The following is a 16,476-nucleotide window of genomic DNA, read 5'->3' as shown; positions in this document are numbered from 1 at the left end:
GCGTCGTACACTGGAATGCGAAACGAAAGGCAAGACGGATGACAAGTTGGTGGAGCGCCCTGTCGGGATTGGGCGGGATCGAGGTGACGGGGCCGCTGGGCGTGGCGATCGCCGTCTGGCTGGTGGCGGGCCGCTCATGGCGGCTGTCGCTGGCATGGTGCCTGCTGTACGGCGCCGGCATGGCGCTGGTCGTCGTCACCAAGCTCGCCTACATGGGCTGGGGCATCGGTATTCCCGAGATCAAGTTCGCTGGCCTGTCGGGTCACGCGATGCGCGCCTGCGCCGTCTTCCCCGTCGTGTTCTACCTGGCGTTCCGGCGTCTTGGCTCGCCGGCGCGGCGGCTCGCGCTGGCGGCCGGCATCGTGCTGGCCCTGCTGGTCAGCATTTCGCGCGTGCCCGTGCTGGCCCACTCGTGGTCGGAAGTCGTGCTGGGTGGCATCGTGGGCTTTGCCGTGGCGGCCGGGTTCATCTGGCAGGCCCGCAGCGAGCATCCCACCGTCGTGGGGCGCGTGCTGCTCGCGCTGTGCATTCCGCCGCTGCTGGTGGTGCCGACGACGGAACCGGTGTATACCGAAGGCATGCTGAAGAAGCTGGCGGTGGCGCTGGCCGGGCGCGAGTCGGCCGTCGAGCGGGCCTGGCGCCTTGGTCCGGGCCGCGAGCACTACCGGCAGCGCGCGCCGCGCGAACACCCGCCAGCGCACGGCGGCGAGACCGATCCGGCGGTGCGGCGCCTGCCCGGGGCCACGGTACGGATGGCGATCTGATCCGCCAGGCGTGCGAATTTGTCCAGATTGCCGGCGCGGGGATGGTATGATAACCACCTTTCCAATCGTGCCAGTCAAGGCGAAGAACCGATTCCAACGTGCGCCTATCATCCATCAAATTGTCGGGATTTAAGTCGTTTGTCGATCCCACCAATTTCCAGGTGCCGGGCCAGCTGGTCGGAGTGGTCGGGCCCAACGGCTGCGGCAAGTCGAACATCATCGACGCCGTGCGCTGGGTGCTGGGCGAATCCAAGGCCTCGGAGCTGCGCGGCGAGTCGATGCAGGACGTTATCTTCAACGGCTCCACGCATCGCAAGCCGGCCGGCCGCGCCTCGGTCGAACTGGTATTCGACAACCACGAGGGCAAGGCCGCCGGCCAATGGGGCCAGTACGCGGAGATCGCCGTCAAGCGCACCCTGACGCGCGACGGCACCTCGACCTACTACATCAACGGCCAGAGCGTGCGCCGGCGCGACATCCAGGACATCTTCCTGGGCACCGGCCTGGGCCCGCGCGCCTACGCCATCATCGGCCAGGGCATGATCGCCCGCATCATCGAATCGCGCCCGGAAGAACTGCGCGTCTTCCTCGAGGAGGCGGCCGGCGTCTCGAAATACAAGGAACGCCGGCGCGAGACGGAAAACCGCCTGCAGGACACGCGCGAGAACCTGCTGCGCGTCGAGGATATCCTGCGTGAGCTGAACAACAACCTGGAACGGCTGGAAGGCCAGGCCGCCGTCGCCATGAAGTTCCACCAGCTGCAGGCCGACCAGGACGAGAAGCAGAAGCTGCTCTGGCTGCTGCGCAAGAACGAAGCCCAGGCCGAGCAGGTGCGCTACTTCCGCGAGATGGAGCAGGCCCAGAACGACCTGGAGGAACAGACCGCGAAGCTGCGCGGCGTCGATCTGTCGCTGGAGCAGATGCGCCAGGCCCACTTCGCCGTGGGCGACCGGCTGCACACGGCGCAGGGCGCGCTGTACCAGACCAACGCGGAAATCGGCAGCCTGGAGGCGCAGATCAAGTTCGTCGTCGAATCGCGCACGCGCCTGCAGCAGCAGATCGCCACCTTGACCGCCCAGCGCGACCAGTGGCAGCGCCAGGCCGAGGAACACGGCGGCCAGCTGGCGGAGGCGGAGTTCGAGCTGGAAGAGCTGTCCGCCAAGGTCGAGGAGTCGGCCATGCTGGCCGAGCAGAAGGCCGAGCTGCTGCCCGTGCTGGAAGCGGAATGGCGCGCGGCGCAGGAGCGCAGCACCGAGTCGCGTGCCCGCATCATGGCGGCGCAGCAGCAGCTGGAGCTGGAATCGGCGCACCAGCGCAACGCCTCCAACATCCTGGCAAGCCTGGCGACGCGGCGCGAGCGCCTGCAGCAGGAGAAGAACGGCCTGGCGCCGCCGGATTCGGCGCACCTGGACAACCTGCGCTGGCAGCTGGAGGAAAAGCAGCAGGTGCTGGAAGAACAGCGCATGGGGCTGGAGGAGGCGCTGGCGCAGCAGCCGCGCGTGGAAGAAGAGCGGCGCGAGGCGCAGGCCGCCGTGCAGCGCGAGACCAGTGCCAACGCCCAGCTGGAAGCGCGCCTGAACGCGCTGCGCCAGTTGCAGGAACGCGTGCAAACGCAGGGCAAGGTCACGCCGTGGCTGCAAAAGCACGAACTCGATGCGCTGCCGCGCCTGTGGCAGAAGCTGCAGATCGAGGAGGGCTGGGAGACGGCGCTGGAAGCCGTGCTGCGCGAGCGCGCCTCCGCCCTGCAGGTATCGAACCTGGAGTGGGCCAAGGCCTTTTTCGCGGACGCGCCGCCGGCCAAGCTGGCGCTGTTCGCGCCCGTCACCAGCGCTCCCGCGCCCGATGCCGCGGTGGCGGGCCTGCGGCCATTCCTCGACCTGTTGAAACTGAACGATCCCGGCCTGCGCGGCGTGCTGGCCGACTGGCTGCACCACGTCTTCATCGCCGAAGACGCGGCCCAGGCGTTCGCCGAGCGCGCCAAGCTGCCGCCGGGCGCCAGCTTCGTCACGCGCCAGGGCCACCTGGTAGGGCCGTCCAGCGTGCGCTTCCACGCCGCCGACTCCGAGCAGGAAGGCATGCTGGGGCGGCAGCACGAGATCGACAATATCGGCAAGCAGCTCAAGGCCCAGACGATGCTGGCCGAGGAAGCCCGTGCCCGCGCCGTGCGCGCCGAGGCGGCCGTGACGAGCCACGCGCGCCACGTGGCCGAGCTGCGCCAGAAGATCCAGGCGCTCACGTCCAGCGTGCATGCGCTGCAGCTGGAGGTGGTGAAGCTGTCCGAGGTCGAGGCCCGCTTCAACCAGCGCAGCACGCAGATCGACGCCGACCTGGCGGAGATCGCCGCGCAGGAAGCGGAGCAGATGCAGGTCAAGCTGGAGTCCGAGGAAAAGTTCGAGCAGCTCGACATGGAACTGGCCAACCTGCAGGGCGAGCACGAGGAAGGCCAGGGCGCCTTCCTGCTGAAGGAGCAGCGCCTGGCGGACGCGCGCGAGGCGCTGCGCGAGCTGGAGCGGCGCGCCCAGGAAGCGCGATTCGCGGAGAAGGCGGCGCGCACCCGCATCGACGAACTGCGCCGCAATATCGCCACCGCCACCACCCAGGCGGCGCAGGTGACGCAAAGCCTGGAAGCGGGGCGGCTGGAATTGGCGGGCCTGGAAGCGGGCAGCGGCAACGAAGGCCTGCAGGAGCTGCTGGACCGTCGCTCGCAGCAGGAGCGCGCGCTGGCGGACGCGCGCCATGAGCTGGACCAGATCACGCAGCAGCTGCGCCATGCCGAGGATGCGCGCAGCCAGAACGAACGCAGCCTGCAACCGCAGCGCGACCGCATCATGGAACTGCAGCTGAAGGAACAGGCCGCGCGCCTGAACCAGGAGCAGTTCGCCCAGCAGCTGGCCGAGGCCCAGGCCGACGAGGCTACGCTGGCGTCGAAACTGCATCCGGACATGAAGGCGCAGTACCTGCAAGGCGAGGTGACGCGGCTGACCAATGCGATCGCGGCGCTGGGCGCCGTCAACCTGGCCGCGCTGGACGAGCTGGCGACGGCTTCCGAACGCAAGAACTTCCTCGACTCGCAGAACGCCGACCTGGTGGAGGCGATCACCACGCTGGAGGATGCGATCGCCCGCATCGACAAGGAAACCCGCGACCTGCTGCAGGAAACCTTCGACAAGGTCAACGGCCACTTCTCCGAGCTGTTCCCGATCCTCTTCGGCGGCGGCCAGGCCAAGTTGATCATGACGGGCGACGAGATCCTGAATGCGGGCGTGCAGGTGATGGCCCAGCCGCCCGGCAAGAAGAACGCGACGATCCACCTGTTGTCCGGCGGCGAAAAGGCGCTGACGGCGACGGCGCTCGTGTTCTCGATGTTCCGCCTGAACCCGGCGCCGTTCTGCCTGCTCGACGAAGTCGACGCACCGCTGGACGACGCCAACACGGAGCGTTTCTGCCGCATGGTGAAACGCATGTCCGACCAGACCCAATTCCTCTTCATCTCGCACAACAAGATCGCGATGGAGATGGCCACTCAATTGATCGGTGTGACGATGCAGGAGCAGGGCGTATCGCGCATCGTGGCGGTGGATATGGAAGCCGCCATCAACTTCGCTTCCGAGGCACAAGCAGCATGACAGATTTCCAGACCAGTTTGATCGCAGCGGCCGGCGTGTTCGTCGCCGGCGTTTTCGTCTACAACAAGTGGCAGGAGCACAAGGCCAAGAAGAGCGTCGAGCGTGCCTTCGCGTCCGAGCACGACGATGTGCTGATGCGCAAGGGCGAGGAGCCCACGGCCCCGGTCTACGGCGCCGACGGCGACCTGGCCGCGCGCAGCGAGCCCAGTTTCACGCTGGGCGACGTGTCGATGGTCGATGGCGGCTCCGGCGGCTATGCCGTGCCGGCGCACGAAGAGCCGGTCGCCCCGACCCTGGCGCCGGTCGACGACGAGGTAACGCCGGCCGCCGCAACCGCACCGGCCGTGACGGAACAGGCCGCGGCCCCGGTGGCGCCGCGGCAGGAACCGCAGCTGGCCGACGAGCCCGCCCCCGTGCCGATGCCGGTGCCGCCGCGCGCCGCCGACGCGGCCGTACCGCGCGCCGAGCTGGCCACGGCGCTGGTCGATCCGCTGGTGGACTGCCTGCTGCCGCTGGAGTTGGCGGCACCGATGCGCGGCGAGAAGCTGCTGCCCGCGCTGCACAAGCTGCGCCTGGTCGGCAGCAAGCCGGTGCACTACATCGGCCTGGCCGTCAGCGGCGACTGGGAGCCGATCCAGCACGGCACCGTCTACACCAAATTGCAGGGCGGCGTGCAGCTGGCCAGCCGCACCACCGCGCTGAACGAACTGGAGTACTCGGAACTGGTCACGCGCCTGCGCAGCATGGCCGACGAGATCGGCGCCGAGCCGCATGTGCCGGACATGATCGAGGTGATGGCCGAAGCGAAGAACCTGCACCGTTTCGTGGCCAGCCACGACGCCCAGCTGGGCGTCAACCTGGCCGCCAACGGCGCGCCGTGGGCCATCGCCACCCTGATCGGCGCGCTGGAAAAGCAGGGCTTCGACGTGCGTCCGGACGGCCGCTTCGTGATGCCGGACGGCGAGGGCGGCCAGCTGTTCACCTTGTCGACCAACGTCTCGCCGGCCGAGGAAACCACGCCGCGCCTGACCCTGCTGCTGGACGTGCCGTGCGTGGCGCCAAGCCGCGACGGCTTCGGCGCCATGATCGCCTGCGCCAAGGCGCTGGTGCAGCGCCTCGACGCGGTGATCGTGGACGACTACAACCAGCCGCTGACCGATGCGGCGCTGGCCGAGATCGCCGGCCAGGTGCGCGACTTCTATGCCGACATGGAAGCGGCCGACATTCCGGCCGGCTCGACCCGCGCGCTGCGCCTGTTCAACTGACGGAGGCGCGATGACGACGCAGACCCCCGCCGAACGCGCGGCCTGGCTGACGGCGGAGCTGAACCGCCACCTGCACGCCTACCACGTGCTGGACGCGCCGACGATTCCGGACGCCGAATACGACAAGCTGTTCATCGAGCTGCAGCAGATCGAGGCGGCCCATCCGGAACTGGTGGCGCCCGATTCGCCGACGATGCGCGTGGGCGCGCCGCCGCTGGGGCAGTTCGAAGCGGTCACGCACGCGGTGCCGATGCTGTCGCTGAACAACGGCTTCACGGACGAGGACATCGAGAACTTCGACCGCCGCGTGCGCGAAGGGCTCGACGCGATGGAAGTGGAATACGCGGCCGAAGTGAAATTCGACGGCCTGGCGATCAACCTGCGCTACGAGAACGGCGTGTTCGTGCAGGCCGCCACGCGCGGCGACGGCTACACGGGCGAGGACGTGTCGGCCAACATCCGCACCATCCGCGCCATCCCGCTGCGCCTGCATGGCGACGATTTGCCGGCGGTGCTGGAGGTGCGCGGCGAGGTGCTGATGTTCAAGGCCGATTTCAACGCGATGAACGAGCGCCAGCGCGCCGCCGGCCAGAAGGAATTCGTCAATCCGCGCAACGCGGCGGCCGGCGCGCTGCGCCAGCTCGACTCGCGCATCACCGCCGAGCGCAAGCTGCGCTTCTTCGCCTACGGCATCGGCGAACTGGTGGGCGCGGAGCTGCCCCAAACGCACAGCGCCCTGCTGGACTGGTACGAAAAGCTTGGCCTGCCGGTGGCGAAGGAGCGCGCGGTCGTGCGCGGCAAGGACGGCCTGCTGGACTACTACGCCAGGATCGGCCAGGGCCGCCCGGCGATGCCGTACGAGATCGACGGCGTGGTCTACAAGACCAATCGGCTGGCCGACCAGCGCGCGCTGGGGTTCGTCTCGCGCGCGCCGCGCTTCGCACTGGCCCATAAATTCCCGGCCGAGGAGGCGCTGACGACGGTGCAGGCCATCGAGGTGCAGGTGGGCCGCACCGGCGCGATCACGCCGGTGGCACGGCTGGTGCCGGTGTTCGTCGGCGGCGTGACCGTCACCAATGCCACGCTGCACAACGAGGACGAGGTGCGCCGCAAGGACGTGCGCGTGGGCGACACCGTGATCGTGCGGCGCGCCGGCGACGTGATTCCGGAGGTGCTGGCGGTGGTGCTGGAACGGCGCCCGACGCCCGAGCCGGCGCCGTACGTGTTGCCCAATACCTGCCCGGTGTGCGGTTCGCACGTGGTGCGCGAGGAAGGCGAGGCGGTGGCGCGCTGCTCCGGCGGCCTGACCTGCGCGGCGCAGCGCAAGGAGGCGATCCGCCACTTCGCCGGCCGGCGCATGATGGACATCGAAGGTCTGGGCGACCGCTACATCGACAGCCTGGTCGAATGCAACCTGGTGCACGGCGTGGCCGACCTCTATAGCTTGACCCTGGACGACCTGCTGCAGATGAAGCGCATGGCCGACGAACGCGACGGCACCACGCCGGAAACGGTCAAGCAGGGCAAGGTCGCGACCAAGTGGGCCGACAACCTGCTGCAGGCGATCGAGTCCAGCAAGCGGCCGCCATTGGAGCGGCTGCTGTTCGCGCTGGGCATTCGCCACGTGGGCGAGTCGACCGCCAAGACGCTGGCCGACTGGCTGGGCCGCTTCGAGCTGGTGCGGCAGGCGCCGGCAGCGCTGCTGCGGGTGCTGCCGGACATCGGCGGCACGGTGGCCGAATCGATCGCCGACTTCTTTGCCGAGGAGAAGAACCAGCAGGCCATCGACGCGCTGCTGGCGGCCGGCGTGACGCCGCAGGGCGAGCACGCGCCGAAGGCGCAGCTGCGCGAGAAGCTGGACCCGGTCCAGCTGCTGGCGGCGCTGGCGATCCCGAAACTGACGGAGCCGCGCGCCCGCCAATTGCTCGAGCAGGCAGGCACGTTCGAAACGCTGGCGAGTCGCCGCACGTTCGATGTGTATGGCCTGCCGGCCACGGTGGCGGGCGCGCTGGAGGAATGGATGGCCGTGCCGGCGCAGCGCGAGGCGCTGCTTCAGCTGGACCGCCTGCGCGCCGACCTGCTGGCCCAGTTGCCGGAAACGGCGGCAGCCGAAGGTCACCTGAGCGGCAAGACCTTCGTGCTGACGGGCACCTTGCCGACCATGAGCCGCGACGCGGCCGGCGCGCTGATCGAGGCGGCGGGCGGCAAGGTGTCGGGTTCCGTGTCGAAGAAGACGTCGTACGTGGTGGCGGGCGCCGAGGCAGGCAGCAAGCTGGCCAAGGCGGAAGAGCTGGGCGTGACGATCCTGGACGAGGCGGGCCTGCTGGCGCTGCTGGGCAAGTAAGGCAACGATAAGGAAGGGCGCATGAACGCGATCAAGAAAGCCGTATTCCCCGTGGCGGGCCTGGGCAGCCGCTTCCTGCCCGCCACCAAGGCGCAGCCGAAGGAGATGCTGCCGATCGTCGACAAGCCGCTGATCCAGTATGCCGTCGAGGAGGCGGTGGCGGCCGGCATCACGGACCTGGTGTTCATCACGGGGCGCAACAAGCGCGCCATCGAGGACCATTTCGACAAGGCCTACGAGCTGGAAGCGGAGCTGGAGGCGGCCAACAAGCAAGCCTTGCTGGAACTGGTGCGCAACGTGATCCCGAAGCACGTCAACTGCATCTACATTCGCCAGTCCGCCCCGCTGGGCCTGGGTCACGCGGTGCTGTGCGCCCGCCCCATCGTCGGCAACGAGCCGTTCGCCGTGCTGCTGGCGGACGACTTCATGGACACGCCGCCCGGCACGCCACCGGTATTGGCGCAGATGACGCAGCAGTACGAGTTCGAGCGGGCCAGCCTGCTGGCCGTGCAGGAGGTACCGCGGGCGCACACGCGGCAGTACGGCATCGTCAGCGCCAGCCCGTATCGCGAGCGCCTCGAGCTGGTCACCGGCATCGTCGAGAAGCCGGCACCGGAGCAGGCACCGTCCACGCTGGCCGTGGTCGGCCGCTATGTGCTGTCGGCACGCATCTTCGAGTTCCTGGAGCAGGTCGGCACCGGCGCCGGCGGCGAAATCCAGCTGACCGACGGCATCGCCGCGCTGCTCAAGCACGAGCGCGTGCTGGCCTACCGCTACGACGGCCAGCGCTACGACTGCGGCTCCAAGCTGGGCTACCTGAAGGCGACGGTGGCGATGGGCCTGAAGCATCCGGAAACGGGGCCCGAGTTCGCCCAGTTCGTGGCGGACGTGCAGGCGGGAGCGGGGCAATGACGGTACGCGAGATCCTGAAAATGGGCGATCCGCGCCTGCTGCGCCAGGCCGAACCCGTGCGCGCGTTCGACACGCCCGAGCTGCATGCACTGGTGGCGGACCTGTTCGACACGATGCACGTGGCCAACGGCGCCGGCCTGGCGGCCCCGCAGATCGGCGTCAACCTGCAGGTCGTCATTTTCGGCTTCAAGTCGAACGTGCGCTACCCGGACGCGCCGCAGGTGCCGGAAACGGTGCTGGTCAACCCGGTGCTGACCCCGATCGGCAGTGCGGTCGAGGAGGCGTTCGAAGGCTGCCTGTCGGTGCCGGGCCTGCGCGGCAGCGTGCCGCGCCACGTGCGGCTGCACTATGAAGGCTTCGACCAGTACGGCAACCGCATCGTGCGCGACGCGAGCGACTTCCATGCCCGCGTGGTGCAGCACGAGGTCGATCACCTGCACGGCATCCTGTACCCGATGCGCATCCGCGATTTTTCGAAGTTCGGATTCACCAGCGTGATGTTTCCGGAGCTCGATCCGCGCGACGACGATTGAGCGCATTCCCGCGGCGCATCGGGCTTGGGGTCTGTCCCGTCTTTTCGGGACTGACCCCGGTTTTTATCGGCGCAGGCCGGGCATCGCACGATTAAAACCGGGGTCAGTCCCCGTTGGGGACAGACCCCAAGCCTGGGAAGCTGGGCGAACATTGGCGCCATCACGAATCTGTCGTAATATCCCGGCAGCTTATTCACCTTATAACAATCCGGGATAGTTGATCCCGGCCACCGGGAGCAACACGGGATGAAACCATCCACATCGTCCAATCCACTGGAATTCTCCGCAAGGGGCATCATCCTCGGCATCCTGATCACCTTGGTGTTCACCGCCGCCCAGGTCTACCTTGGGCTGAAGGTGGGCCTGACGTTCGCCACGTCGATTCCCGCCGCCGTCATCTCGATGGCGCTGCTGTCGGCCTTCAAGGATGCCACCATCCAGGAAAACAATATCGTGCAGACGATCGCGTCGGCCGCCGGCACGCTGGCTTCCGTCATCTTCGTGCTGCCGGGCCTCCTGATGATCGGCTGGTGGGCCAACATCCCGTTCTGGCCCACCTTCGGCGCCTGCGCCATCGGCGGCGTGCTGGGCGTGATGTACACGGTGCCGCTGCGCCGCGCCCTGGTGTCGCAATCGAACCTGCCGTATCCGGAAGGCGTCGCCGCCGCCGAGGTGCTGAAGGTCGGCACCGCCTCGCGCGCCGGCGCGCAGGAAGGCAAGGCGGGCCTGAAGGCCGTCATCCTGGGCACGCTGGCTTCGGCGTTCTTCGCGCTGCTGGCCGCCATCAAGGTCGGCGCCGCCGAGGTGGCCCATTACTTCCGCTTCGGCGCCGGCAGCGGCGCCACCGGCCTGGGCGCCTCGACCTCGCTGGCGCTGATCGGCGCCGGCCACCTGATGGGCATCACCGTCGGTATCGCGATGCTGGCGGGTCTCGTGATCGCCTGGGGCATCCTGGTGCCGATCCTGACGGCAGCCACGCCGATGGCCGCCGGCGCCTCCGTCGCCGACCACGCGCTGGGCGTGTGGAGCACGCAGGTGCGCATGATGGGCGCCGGCACGATCGGCGCGGCCGCCATCGTCACGCTGGCCACCTTGGCCAAGCCGGTGCTGGGTGGCCTGACTTCCGCGCTGGAAGCGGCGCGCGCGGCCAAGCACGGCGGCGCGGCCGTGCCGCGCGAGGACCGCGACATGCCGATCTTTATCGTCGGCCTCGTCACGCTGATCGCGCTGGTGCCAGCCGGCTGGCTGCTGGCTTCCTTCCTGGAAGGCGGCGCGCTGGCGTCGATCTCGACGCCGCTGGTGGCCGTCGGCATCGCCTATATCCTCGTCGCCGGCATCCTGGCGGCGGCCGTGTGCGGCTACATGGCGGGCCTGATCGGTTCGTCCAATTCGCCCGTGTCCGGCATCGCGATTCTCACCATCCTGGGCGCCGCCACGTCGGTGGGCGTCGTCGGCCGCCAGGTGATGGGCCCGGACACCAGCCAGGCCCTGATCGCCTTCGCGCTGTTCGTCACGACGGTGGTCCTGGCCGTGGCCGTGATCGGTAACGACAACCTGCAGGACCTGAAGACCGGCCAGCTGGTGGGCGCCACGCCGTGGAAGCAGCAGGTGGCCCTGATCATCGGCGTATTCGCCGGCTCGTGCGTGGTGCCGCAGGTGCTGGACTTGCTGAACCATGCCTACGGCTTTGCCGGCGCCCCCAACCAGCATGCGATCTCCGACCAGCCGCTGGCCGCGCCGCAGGCCACGCTGATCTCGACGCTGGCGCGCGGCGTCATCGGCGGCGACCTGCCGTGGCACCTGATCGCCTGGGGCGCGCTGATCGGCCTGGGCCTGGTGGCATTCGACTTCGTGCTGAAGAAGGCCAGCAACGGCAAATACAGCCTGCCGCCGCTGGGTGTCGGCCTGGCCGTCTACCTGCCTTCCGCCGTCACGGCACCGGTGGTGCTGGGTGCCGTGACCGGCTATTATTTTGAAAAGGCGATGCGCAGCAAGAGCTACGGCGAAGCCGCGTCGCGTGTGGGCGTGCTGGTGATGTCCGGCTTCATCGTCGGCGAGAGCCTGTTCAACGTGGCGCTGGCCGGCCTGATCGTCGCTTCCGGCAAGAGCGAACCGCTGGACTTCGGGGTCGGCCTGCCGGAATCGGTGGGCATGCTGGTCTCGCTGGCCGCGGCCGGCGTGCTGCTGGGCGCCCTGTACCGCTGGGCCGCCAAGTCGGCGCGCGACATCGAGGCCTGACGGCCCGTCAATGCCGGGGCGTGCGCCCCGGCCATTCCTGCTGGCGCTGGCGCGCCTACTTCTTGCCGTCCCTGGCCTTCTGCTGTTCGTAGAAGGCGCGATCGAACGTCGTGTATTCGATCTTCCAATGCCGTCCGCCGTCGCCGGAGGAACGCAGATCGAAGATGCCGAACTGACCCAGGTCGGCATCCACCAGCAGCCCGGATTTCAGGGCATGGAAGACCTGCCCGTGCTGGTAGTCGGCCAGGCGCGACCAGGTCTTGCCGTTGTCGGTGCTGGACTGCAGCTCGGCCTGCGTCATGGCGCCGCCATACATCAGCATCGTGCCGTTCGCCAGCTGGGTGACGGGCGAAATGACGACCTTGAACGGACTTTCGATGGCCGTCCAGTGCTCGCCGCCGTCCAGGGACGTGTGCACCTTGGCGAAGATGCCGCCCATGCCGCCGCCGGGCGACGTCAGCACGCTCAGCAGCCCGGTGGGGCTGTGCCGGATGTCGATCAGGCGCCGGTTGTCGGGCAGGGCCCGCTCGCGCCACTGGCGCGTGGCGAAGTCGAGGAAACGCAGCGGGCCGGCCGACGTCGAGTAGCCGAAACCGTCCTTGGTCGGCCACATCCAGAAGCCGACACCGCCATGCCAGAAGCTGAAGGCGAGACTCTCGCGTGCGACTACCTGCCAGTCACCCGCCTCGAGCCGGTCGGAGCGGAAGATCGTCAGCGCGCTGCCGTCCCGATGGGCCACGTACCAGCCGGCGCCGGCGCTGCCTTCGATGCGTACCAGGTCGCCAGGCGGCAGGTTGCCCGTATCGACGGGAATCAGCTTGTCGCCGTTCGGCGCATGCCGCAGCAGCGTGCCGTATTCGCCGACGGCGAGCAGGTCGGCGTCGGGCAGCGCGACGGGCGAGACGCACAGCAGCGATTCGAGCGATGGTCCGCGCAGTGCGCTCCAGCGCCCGTCCGTCGCGCGCACGAGCAGCGCGCCCAGCCGGCTCGCCGCCACCACGCGGCCATCCGCCAGTTCGGTCACGCAGTCGGCGCCCACGGGGCGGTTCAGTGCATAACGTTCGACCGGCAGCGCGGCCTCGGGTGCCACGCTCCAGGCCTGGCCGGCGGTGCCGGCGAACAGGCGCGCATAGTCGGCCGGCAGGCGTGGCAGCAGTGCGCGGTTCGATGGCAGCGAGGTGCTGTGCCCGACCAGCACTTTTTCGTTCAGCGGCGTGATGATCACGCGGCCCAGATCGACGGCGGCGGACCCGGCCACGGTAAAGCGGCCCAGCGCGGCGCGCTGGCTGTCGCCCAGCCTCAGCGACTTGTGCGTCCCAAGGTCGAGAAATTGCGTCAGCTCGTATTCGCCCGGCGGCAGGTTGCCCACGAAGGCCGCGGTGTCGCGCCCGATGCCGGCGGCAACGCGGCGCAATGTGTAGCTCTGCGAGCCGGCAGCGGCGGTCGCCGCTCCCGGCGTGTCGAAGCGAGCGAGGTGGATGAGGTCGGTGCCGCGCACCTGGCCGGTGTTGCTGGTGATGCTGAGGATGACGGGCACTTGTCCGGCCACCGGTCCGGTCTTGGCGGGGTCGGTGGCCATGGTCGTGCAGCCCGTGACGGCGGCGGTGGCAGACAACGCCAGCAGGCGCGCGGCGCCACGCAAGAATGGGAGGTTCATGATGCTTATGATAAAAAGTAATCATTGTAGCAATCAGGAAAGTTTTATCCCAGCCTTCTTTTAGAAGCGATATCCCAGGAAGACCGCGCCGGTGGGCGCCGTATCCCTGCGTGCCAGCGGACTCCTGGCGGCGTCGCGCGTCAGCACGGACAGGCCCGCCATTGTCGTCACCGACCACCGTTCGTTGAAGCGATGCTGCCAGGTCATGCCAAGTTCCATCTCGTACAAGCCAGCTTTCGGCGTGAACGGCGTATAGCCGGTGCGCGTCGCCTGGGCCGCCGTTACGCCGTAGTAGGTGCGCACGTAGGCGCTGTCGGCCAGGTTGGCCGCCAGCGCAAGCGTCACGTGATCGGCGCCTTGCGCGAACAGCGTGCCGGTCACGCCGATGGCGAGCGTGCGCCCGTTTTCGCGATGGCTGATGGGCAGGTCCGCCGCCATGGTCAGCTCCAGCCCGTCCAGCACTGCATAGCCGGCATGCAGCACGGCGGTGGCGCTGCCCTTGACCGTGCCCATGCCGTGCAGCGCCGTGCTGCCGCGCGCGCCACCCAGGCCGGCCCGATCGCGTTCGCTGCGCTCGCCCCGGTAGCCCAGCGCGGCGCCGACGTCGAAGGGCCCCAGCTGGCGGCCGTAGCCGATGCCGCGCATGGTGCTGGCGTAGAAGCCGTTGGCCATCTGGTAGTCGATGGCAAGGGCCGGGCCGATCACCCGCTCGTCCGCGCCCGAATAGCGCGGTCCGCCGGCGATGCCGCCGGCCAGGGTCAGCACGTTGACATCGTCGTCGGCATGGGCGGCGCTCGCGGCGAGCAGGCCGGCGAGGGCGATCAGGCGAAATTTGTTGTTCATTGCGTGATTCCGGTCAGTTGTGGAGCGGGCAGTATCGACGGGCCCGATGAACGCAATCTGAGCCGCACATGAAGATTGCATGAAGCGGGCGATCTTCACCCGCCGTTCATCTGGCGGTGGTTTAATACGGCCCATGAAAATCCTGCTGATCGAAGACGATATGGACCTGGGCAACGGCGTGCGCATCGCGCTGGCCGACCAGGGCCTGGACGTGGTGTGGGTACGCCACCTGAATGACGCCGGCACCTGGCTGGAAGGCGACAAGTGCGACCTCGTGCTGCTCGATCTGGGCCTGCCGGACGGCGATGGCCTGACCTTGCTGACGCGGCTGCGGCGCGAGCGCAGCGAGCTGCCGGTGCTGATCCTCAGTGCGCGCGACTCCTTGCCGGACCGGTTGCGCGGGCTGGATTCGGGTGCCGACGACTACCTGGTGAAACCGTTCGAGCTGGCCGAACTGCTGTCGCGCGTGCGTGCGCTGGCCCGGCGCAGCTATGGCTTCGACGGCGGCACGCTGGAGCTGCGGGGCGTCAGCCTGCACGTGGCGACGCGGCGCGTGAGCGTCGGCGGCCGTCCCGTCGAGCTGACCGCCAGCGAGTTCGTGCTGTTGAAGACGCTGATGATGCGGGCCGACCGCGTCGTCACGCGCCGCCATCTGGAAGAACAGGCGCTGCCGGGCGCGCAGGCCAACGCCAGCAATGCGCTGGACGTCCACATGGCGAACCTGCGCCGCAAGATCGGCGACGGCTACGTGCGCACCGTGCGCGGCGTCGGCTATGTGATCGACCAGGTGGGTCCATCAGCTGGCCAGGCGTCATGAGGCGCGTGTTCGCCTGGCTGCGCGCACTGCTGCAGCCCAGCCTGACGCGCCGGCTGCTGCTGGCGCAGATGGTGCTGCTGGCGCTGCTGTGGCTGGTCAGCGCCGCGCTGATCATCTTCGAAGGCGTCAACGAGCATTCGATGCTGAAGGAGAACGGCGTGTTCGATGCCGTGCTGACGGTCGCGCAGAACATGGACGACCGGCCCGAGCGCCGCGCGGTCGCGCTGGCCGCGATCGACCGGGCGATCAGCGAGGATTCGGGGGCGGAAGATTCGCGCATCGTGCCGGCCATCGTGCTGACCCGCGCGGGCCAGGAGATCTATCGCTCGCCGACGGCGCCGCGCGGCGTGCGCAATACCCGGCTGGACGTGGTCGAGGCGGTCGTGGTGGACGGCGTGCGCTGGCGCGCGCGCACGCGCCAGTCGCCCGACGGGACGATCAGCATGATGTTCATCGCCCCCGGCGACTGGATGAACGTGGCACTGACGGTCAATTCGCGCGGCTTCTACCTGATGCCCATCCTCGTCAGCATTCCGTTCCTGATCCTGCCGGCCTGGCTGTCGATCCGCCTGGCGCTGCGGCCCTGGAACAAGGTGGCACAGGAAGTGGCCTCGCGCGGGCCGCAGGACCTGGCGCCGCTGACGTTCCGGCCGCGCCACCGCGAGCTGCGTGCGATGGTCGACAGCATCGACGCGCTGATGCGCCGCGTCGACGAGGCGAGCCGGCGCGAGCGCGCCTTCATCGCCGATGCGGCGCACGAGCTGCGCACGCCGCTGGCCGCGCTGCGCATCAACGTCGAGGCGCTGCGGACGCATGCCGACGATCCGGGCCAGCGCCAGCTGCTGGCGGGGATTGTCAGCGCCAGCGCGCGCGCGGCGCGGCTGGTCGGCCAGTTGCTGAACCTGATGCGCAGCGAGGCGACGGGCGGCGACGCGACGCGCGACGAGATGGCGGCGCTGGAGCTGGACGAACTGCTGCAGGAGCGCATGGCGGCGCTGTCCTGCCTGGCCGATGCCGGCGGCGTGGACCTGGACCTGGCGGCGGCCCAGGCGGTGCGCATCCGCGGCCGGCGCGAAGGGCTGACCTCCCTGCTGGACAATCTGCTCGACAATGCGATCAAGTACAGTCCCGCAGGTGCCACCGTGGCGGTAAGATTGACGGCGGAGCAGGGCATGGCGCGGCTGACGGTGGCGGACGCCGGACCGGGCATCCCGGCGGCGTGGCGCGAGCGCGTGTTCGACCGCTTCTTCCGCGCGCCCGACCAGGCGCACAGCGGCAGCGGGCTGGGACTGGCGATCGCCCATGCGGTGGTCGCGCAGCATGGCGGGTCGATCGCGCTGGGGGATGCCGAAGACGGTGGCTTGCTGGTTACCGTGTCCTTGCCGCTGGCTTAGACCGAACGAGTACCTTGGGGTCTGTCCCTGCAAGGGACTGACCCCGAAGTTGATCATACTGCGCGCAAGGGGAGGCAAACTTC

Annotated in this window: 11 protein-coding genes; 9 read left to right on the top strand and 2 right to left on the bottom strand. The window is 68.8% G+C overall.

Annotation, left to right across the window (positions count from 1 at the left end):
* Positions 1 to 38: 38 nt before the first annotated feature.
* From E7V67_015540 to E7V67_015510, 7 genes are all read left to right on the top strand, one after another.
* Positions 39 to 764, top strand: a complete 726-nt coding sequence (locus tag E7V67_015540) for a phosphatase PAP2 family protein (GenBank protein WUR11132.1) — start codon at positions 39 to 41, stop codon at positions 762 to 764.
* A gap of 98 nt (positions 765 to 862) precedes the next feature.
* Entirely contained in the window at positions 863 to 4,390 is a 3,528-nt protein-coding gene (gene smc / locus E7V67_015535; protein ID WUR11131.1) for a chromosome segregation protein SMC, read from the top strand.
* Positions 4,387 to 5,655 carry a cell division protein ZipA C-terminal FtsZ-binding domain-containing protein gene (locus tag E7V67_015530; GenBank protein WUR11130.1) on the top strand — a complete coding sequence of 423 codons (1,269 nt, stop codon included), beginning with the start codon at positions 4,387 to 4,389 and terminating at the stop codon, positions 5,653 to 5,655. Before smc ends, E7V67_015530 begins: the two co-directional genes overlap by 4 nt.
* Positions 5,656 to 5,665: 10 nt before the next feature.
* The gene (ligA, locus tag E7V67_015525; protein WUR11129.1) at positions 5,666 to 7,999 is read left to right on the top strand and encodes an NAD-dependent DNA ligase LigA; all 2,334 of its coding nucleotides are present in this window, start codon (positions 5,666 to 5,668) and stop codon (positions 7,997 to 7,999) included.
* Positions 8,000 to 8,020: 21 nt separating this feature from the next.
* Positions 8,021 to 8,911: a UTP--glucose-1-phosphate uridylyltransferase GalU gene (gene galU, locus E7V67_015520; GenBank protein ID WUR11128.1), complete on the top strand. Its 891-nt coding sequence runs from the start codon at positions 8,021 to 8,023 to the stop codon at positions 8,909 to 8,911.
* A complete protein-coding gene (gene def / locus E7V67_015515; protein WUR11127.1) occupies positions 8,908 to 9,444 on the top strand; it encodes a peptide deformylase in 537 nt (178 codons plus the stop codon). The genes galU and def overlap by 4 nt, the downstream gene beginning before the upstream one ends.
* Before the next feature lie 246 nt (positions 9,445 to 9,690).
* A complete protein-coding gene (locus E7V67_015510) occupies positions 9,691 to 11,682 on the top strand; it encodes an oligopeptide transporter, OPT family (protein WUR11126.1) in 1,992 nt (663 codons plus the stop codon).
* Positions 11,683 to 11,737: 55 nt separating this feature from the next.
* On the opposite strand, the gene E7V67_015505 is transcribed toward E7V67_015510, so the two are convergent.
* Together E7V67_015505 and E7V67_015500 are read right to left on the bottom strand one after the other, a co-directional pair.
* A complete protein-coding gene (locus tag E7V67_015505; protein ID WUR11125.1) occupies positions 11,738 to 13,339 on the bottom strand; it encodes a sialidase family protein in 1,602 nt (533 codons plus the stop codon).
* Between the two features lie 60 nt (positions 13,340 to 13,399).
* Positions 13,400 to 14,182 (bottom strand): MipA/OmpV family protein, encoded by a 783-nt coding sequence (locus E7V67_015500; protein WUR11124.1) that lies wholly within the window; start codon positions 14,180 to 14,182, stop codon positions 13,400 to 13,402.
* 133 nt (positions 14,183 to 14,315) lie between these two features.
* On the opposite strand from E7V67_015500, the gene E7V67_015495 reads away from it, so the two are divergent.
* Together E7V67_015495 and E7V67_015490 are read left to right on the top strand one after the other, a co-directional pair.
* Positions 14,316 to 14,999: a response regulator gene (locus tag E7V67_015495; GenBank protein ID WUR11123.1), complete on the top strand. Its 684-nt coding sequence runs from the start codon at positions 14,316 to 14,318 to the stop codon at positions 14,997 to 14,999.
* Positions 14,996 to 16,393, top strand: coding sequence for an ATP-binding protein (locus tag E7V67_015490; GenBank protein ID WUR11122.1), 1,398 nt, complete (start codon positions 14,996 to 14,998; stop codon positions 16,391 to 16,393). The genes E7V67_015495 and E7V67_015490 overlap by 4 nt, the downstream gene beginning before the upstream one ends.
* Positions 16,394 to 16,476: the final 83 nt, after the last annotated feature.

It is taken from the genome of [Empedobacter] haloabium, from assembly GCA_008011715.2.
GTDB classification, from domain to species: Bacteria; Pseudomonadota; Gammaproteobacteria; order Burkholderiales; family Burkholderiaceae_D; genus Rugamonas; species Rugamonas haloabia.
Note: the sequence above shows the minus strand (reverse complement) of the source record. Positions and strands in the feature narration are given on the sequence as shown.

What these genes read in the sequence shown, in the direction of transcription:
- E7V67_015540 (WUR11132.1), top strand. Translation starts at nt 39, where the DNA reads ATGACAAGTTGGTGGAGCGCCCTGTCGGGATTGGGCGGGATCGAGGTG.
- E7V67_015530 (WUR11130.1), top strand. Translation starts at nt 4,387, where the DNA reads ATGACAGATTTCCAGACCAGTTTGATCGCAGCGGCCGGCGTGTTCGTC.
- ligA (WUR11129.1), top strand. Translation starts at nt 5,666, where the DNA reads ATGACGACGCAGACCCCCGCCGAACGCGCGGCCTGGCTGACGGCGGAG.
- galU (WUR11128.1), top strand. Translation starts at nt 8,021, where the DNA reads ATGAACGCGATCAAGAAAGCCGTATTCCCCGTGGCGGGCCTGGGCAGC.
- def (WUR11127.1), top strand. Translation starts at nt 8,908, where the DNA reads ATGACGGTACGCGAGATCCTGAAAATGGGCGATCCGCGCCTGCTGCGC.
- E7V67_015510 (WUR11126.1), top strand. Translation starts at nt 9,691, where the DNA reads ATGAAACCATCCACATCGTCCAATCCACTGGAATTCTCCGCAAGGGGC.
- E7V67_015505 (WUR11125.1), bottom strand. Translation starts at nt 13,339, where the DNA reads ATGAACCTCCCATTCTTGCGTGGCGCCGCGCGCCTGCTGGCGTTGTCT.
- E7V67_015500 (WUR11124.1), bottom strand. Translation starts at nt 14,182, where the DNA reads ATGAACAACAAATTTCGCCTGATCGCCCTCGCCGGCCTGCTCGCCGCG.
- E7V67_015495 (WUR11123.1), top strand. Translation starts at nt 14,316, where the DNA reads ATGAAAATCCTGCTGATCGAAGACGATATGGACCTGGGCAACGGCGTG.
- E7V67_015490 (WUR11122.1), top strand. Translation starts at nt 14,996, where the DNA reads ATGAGGCGCGTGTTCGCCTGGCTGCGCGCACTGCTGCAGCCCAGCCTG.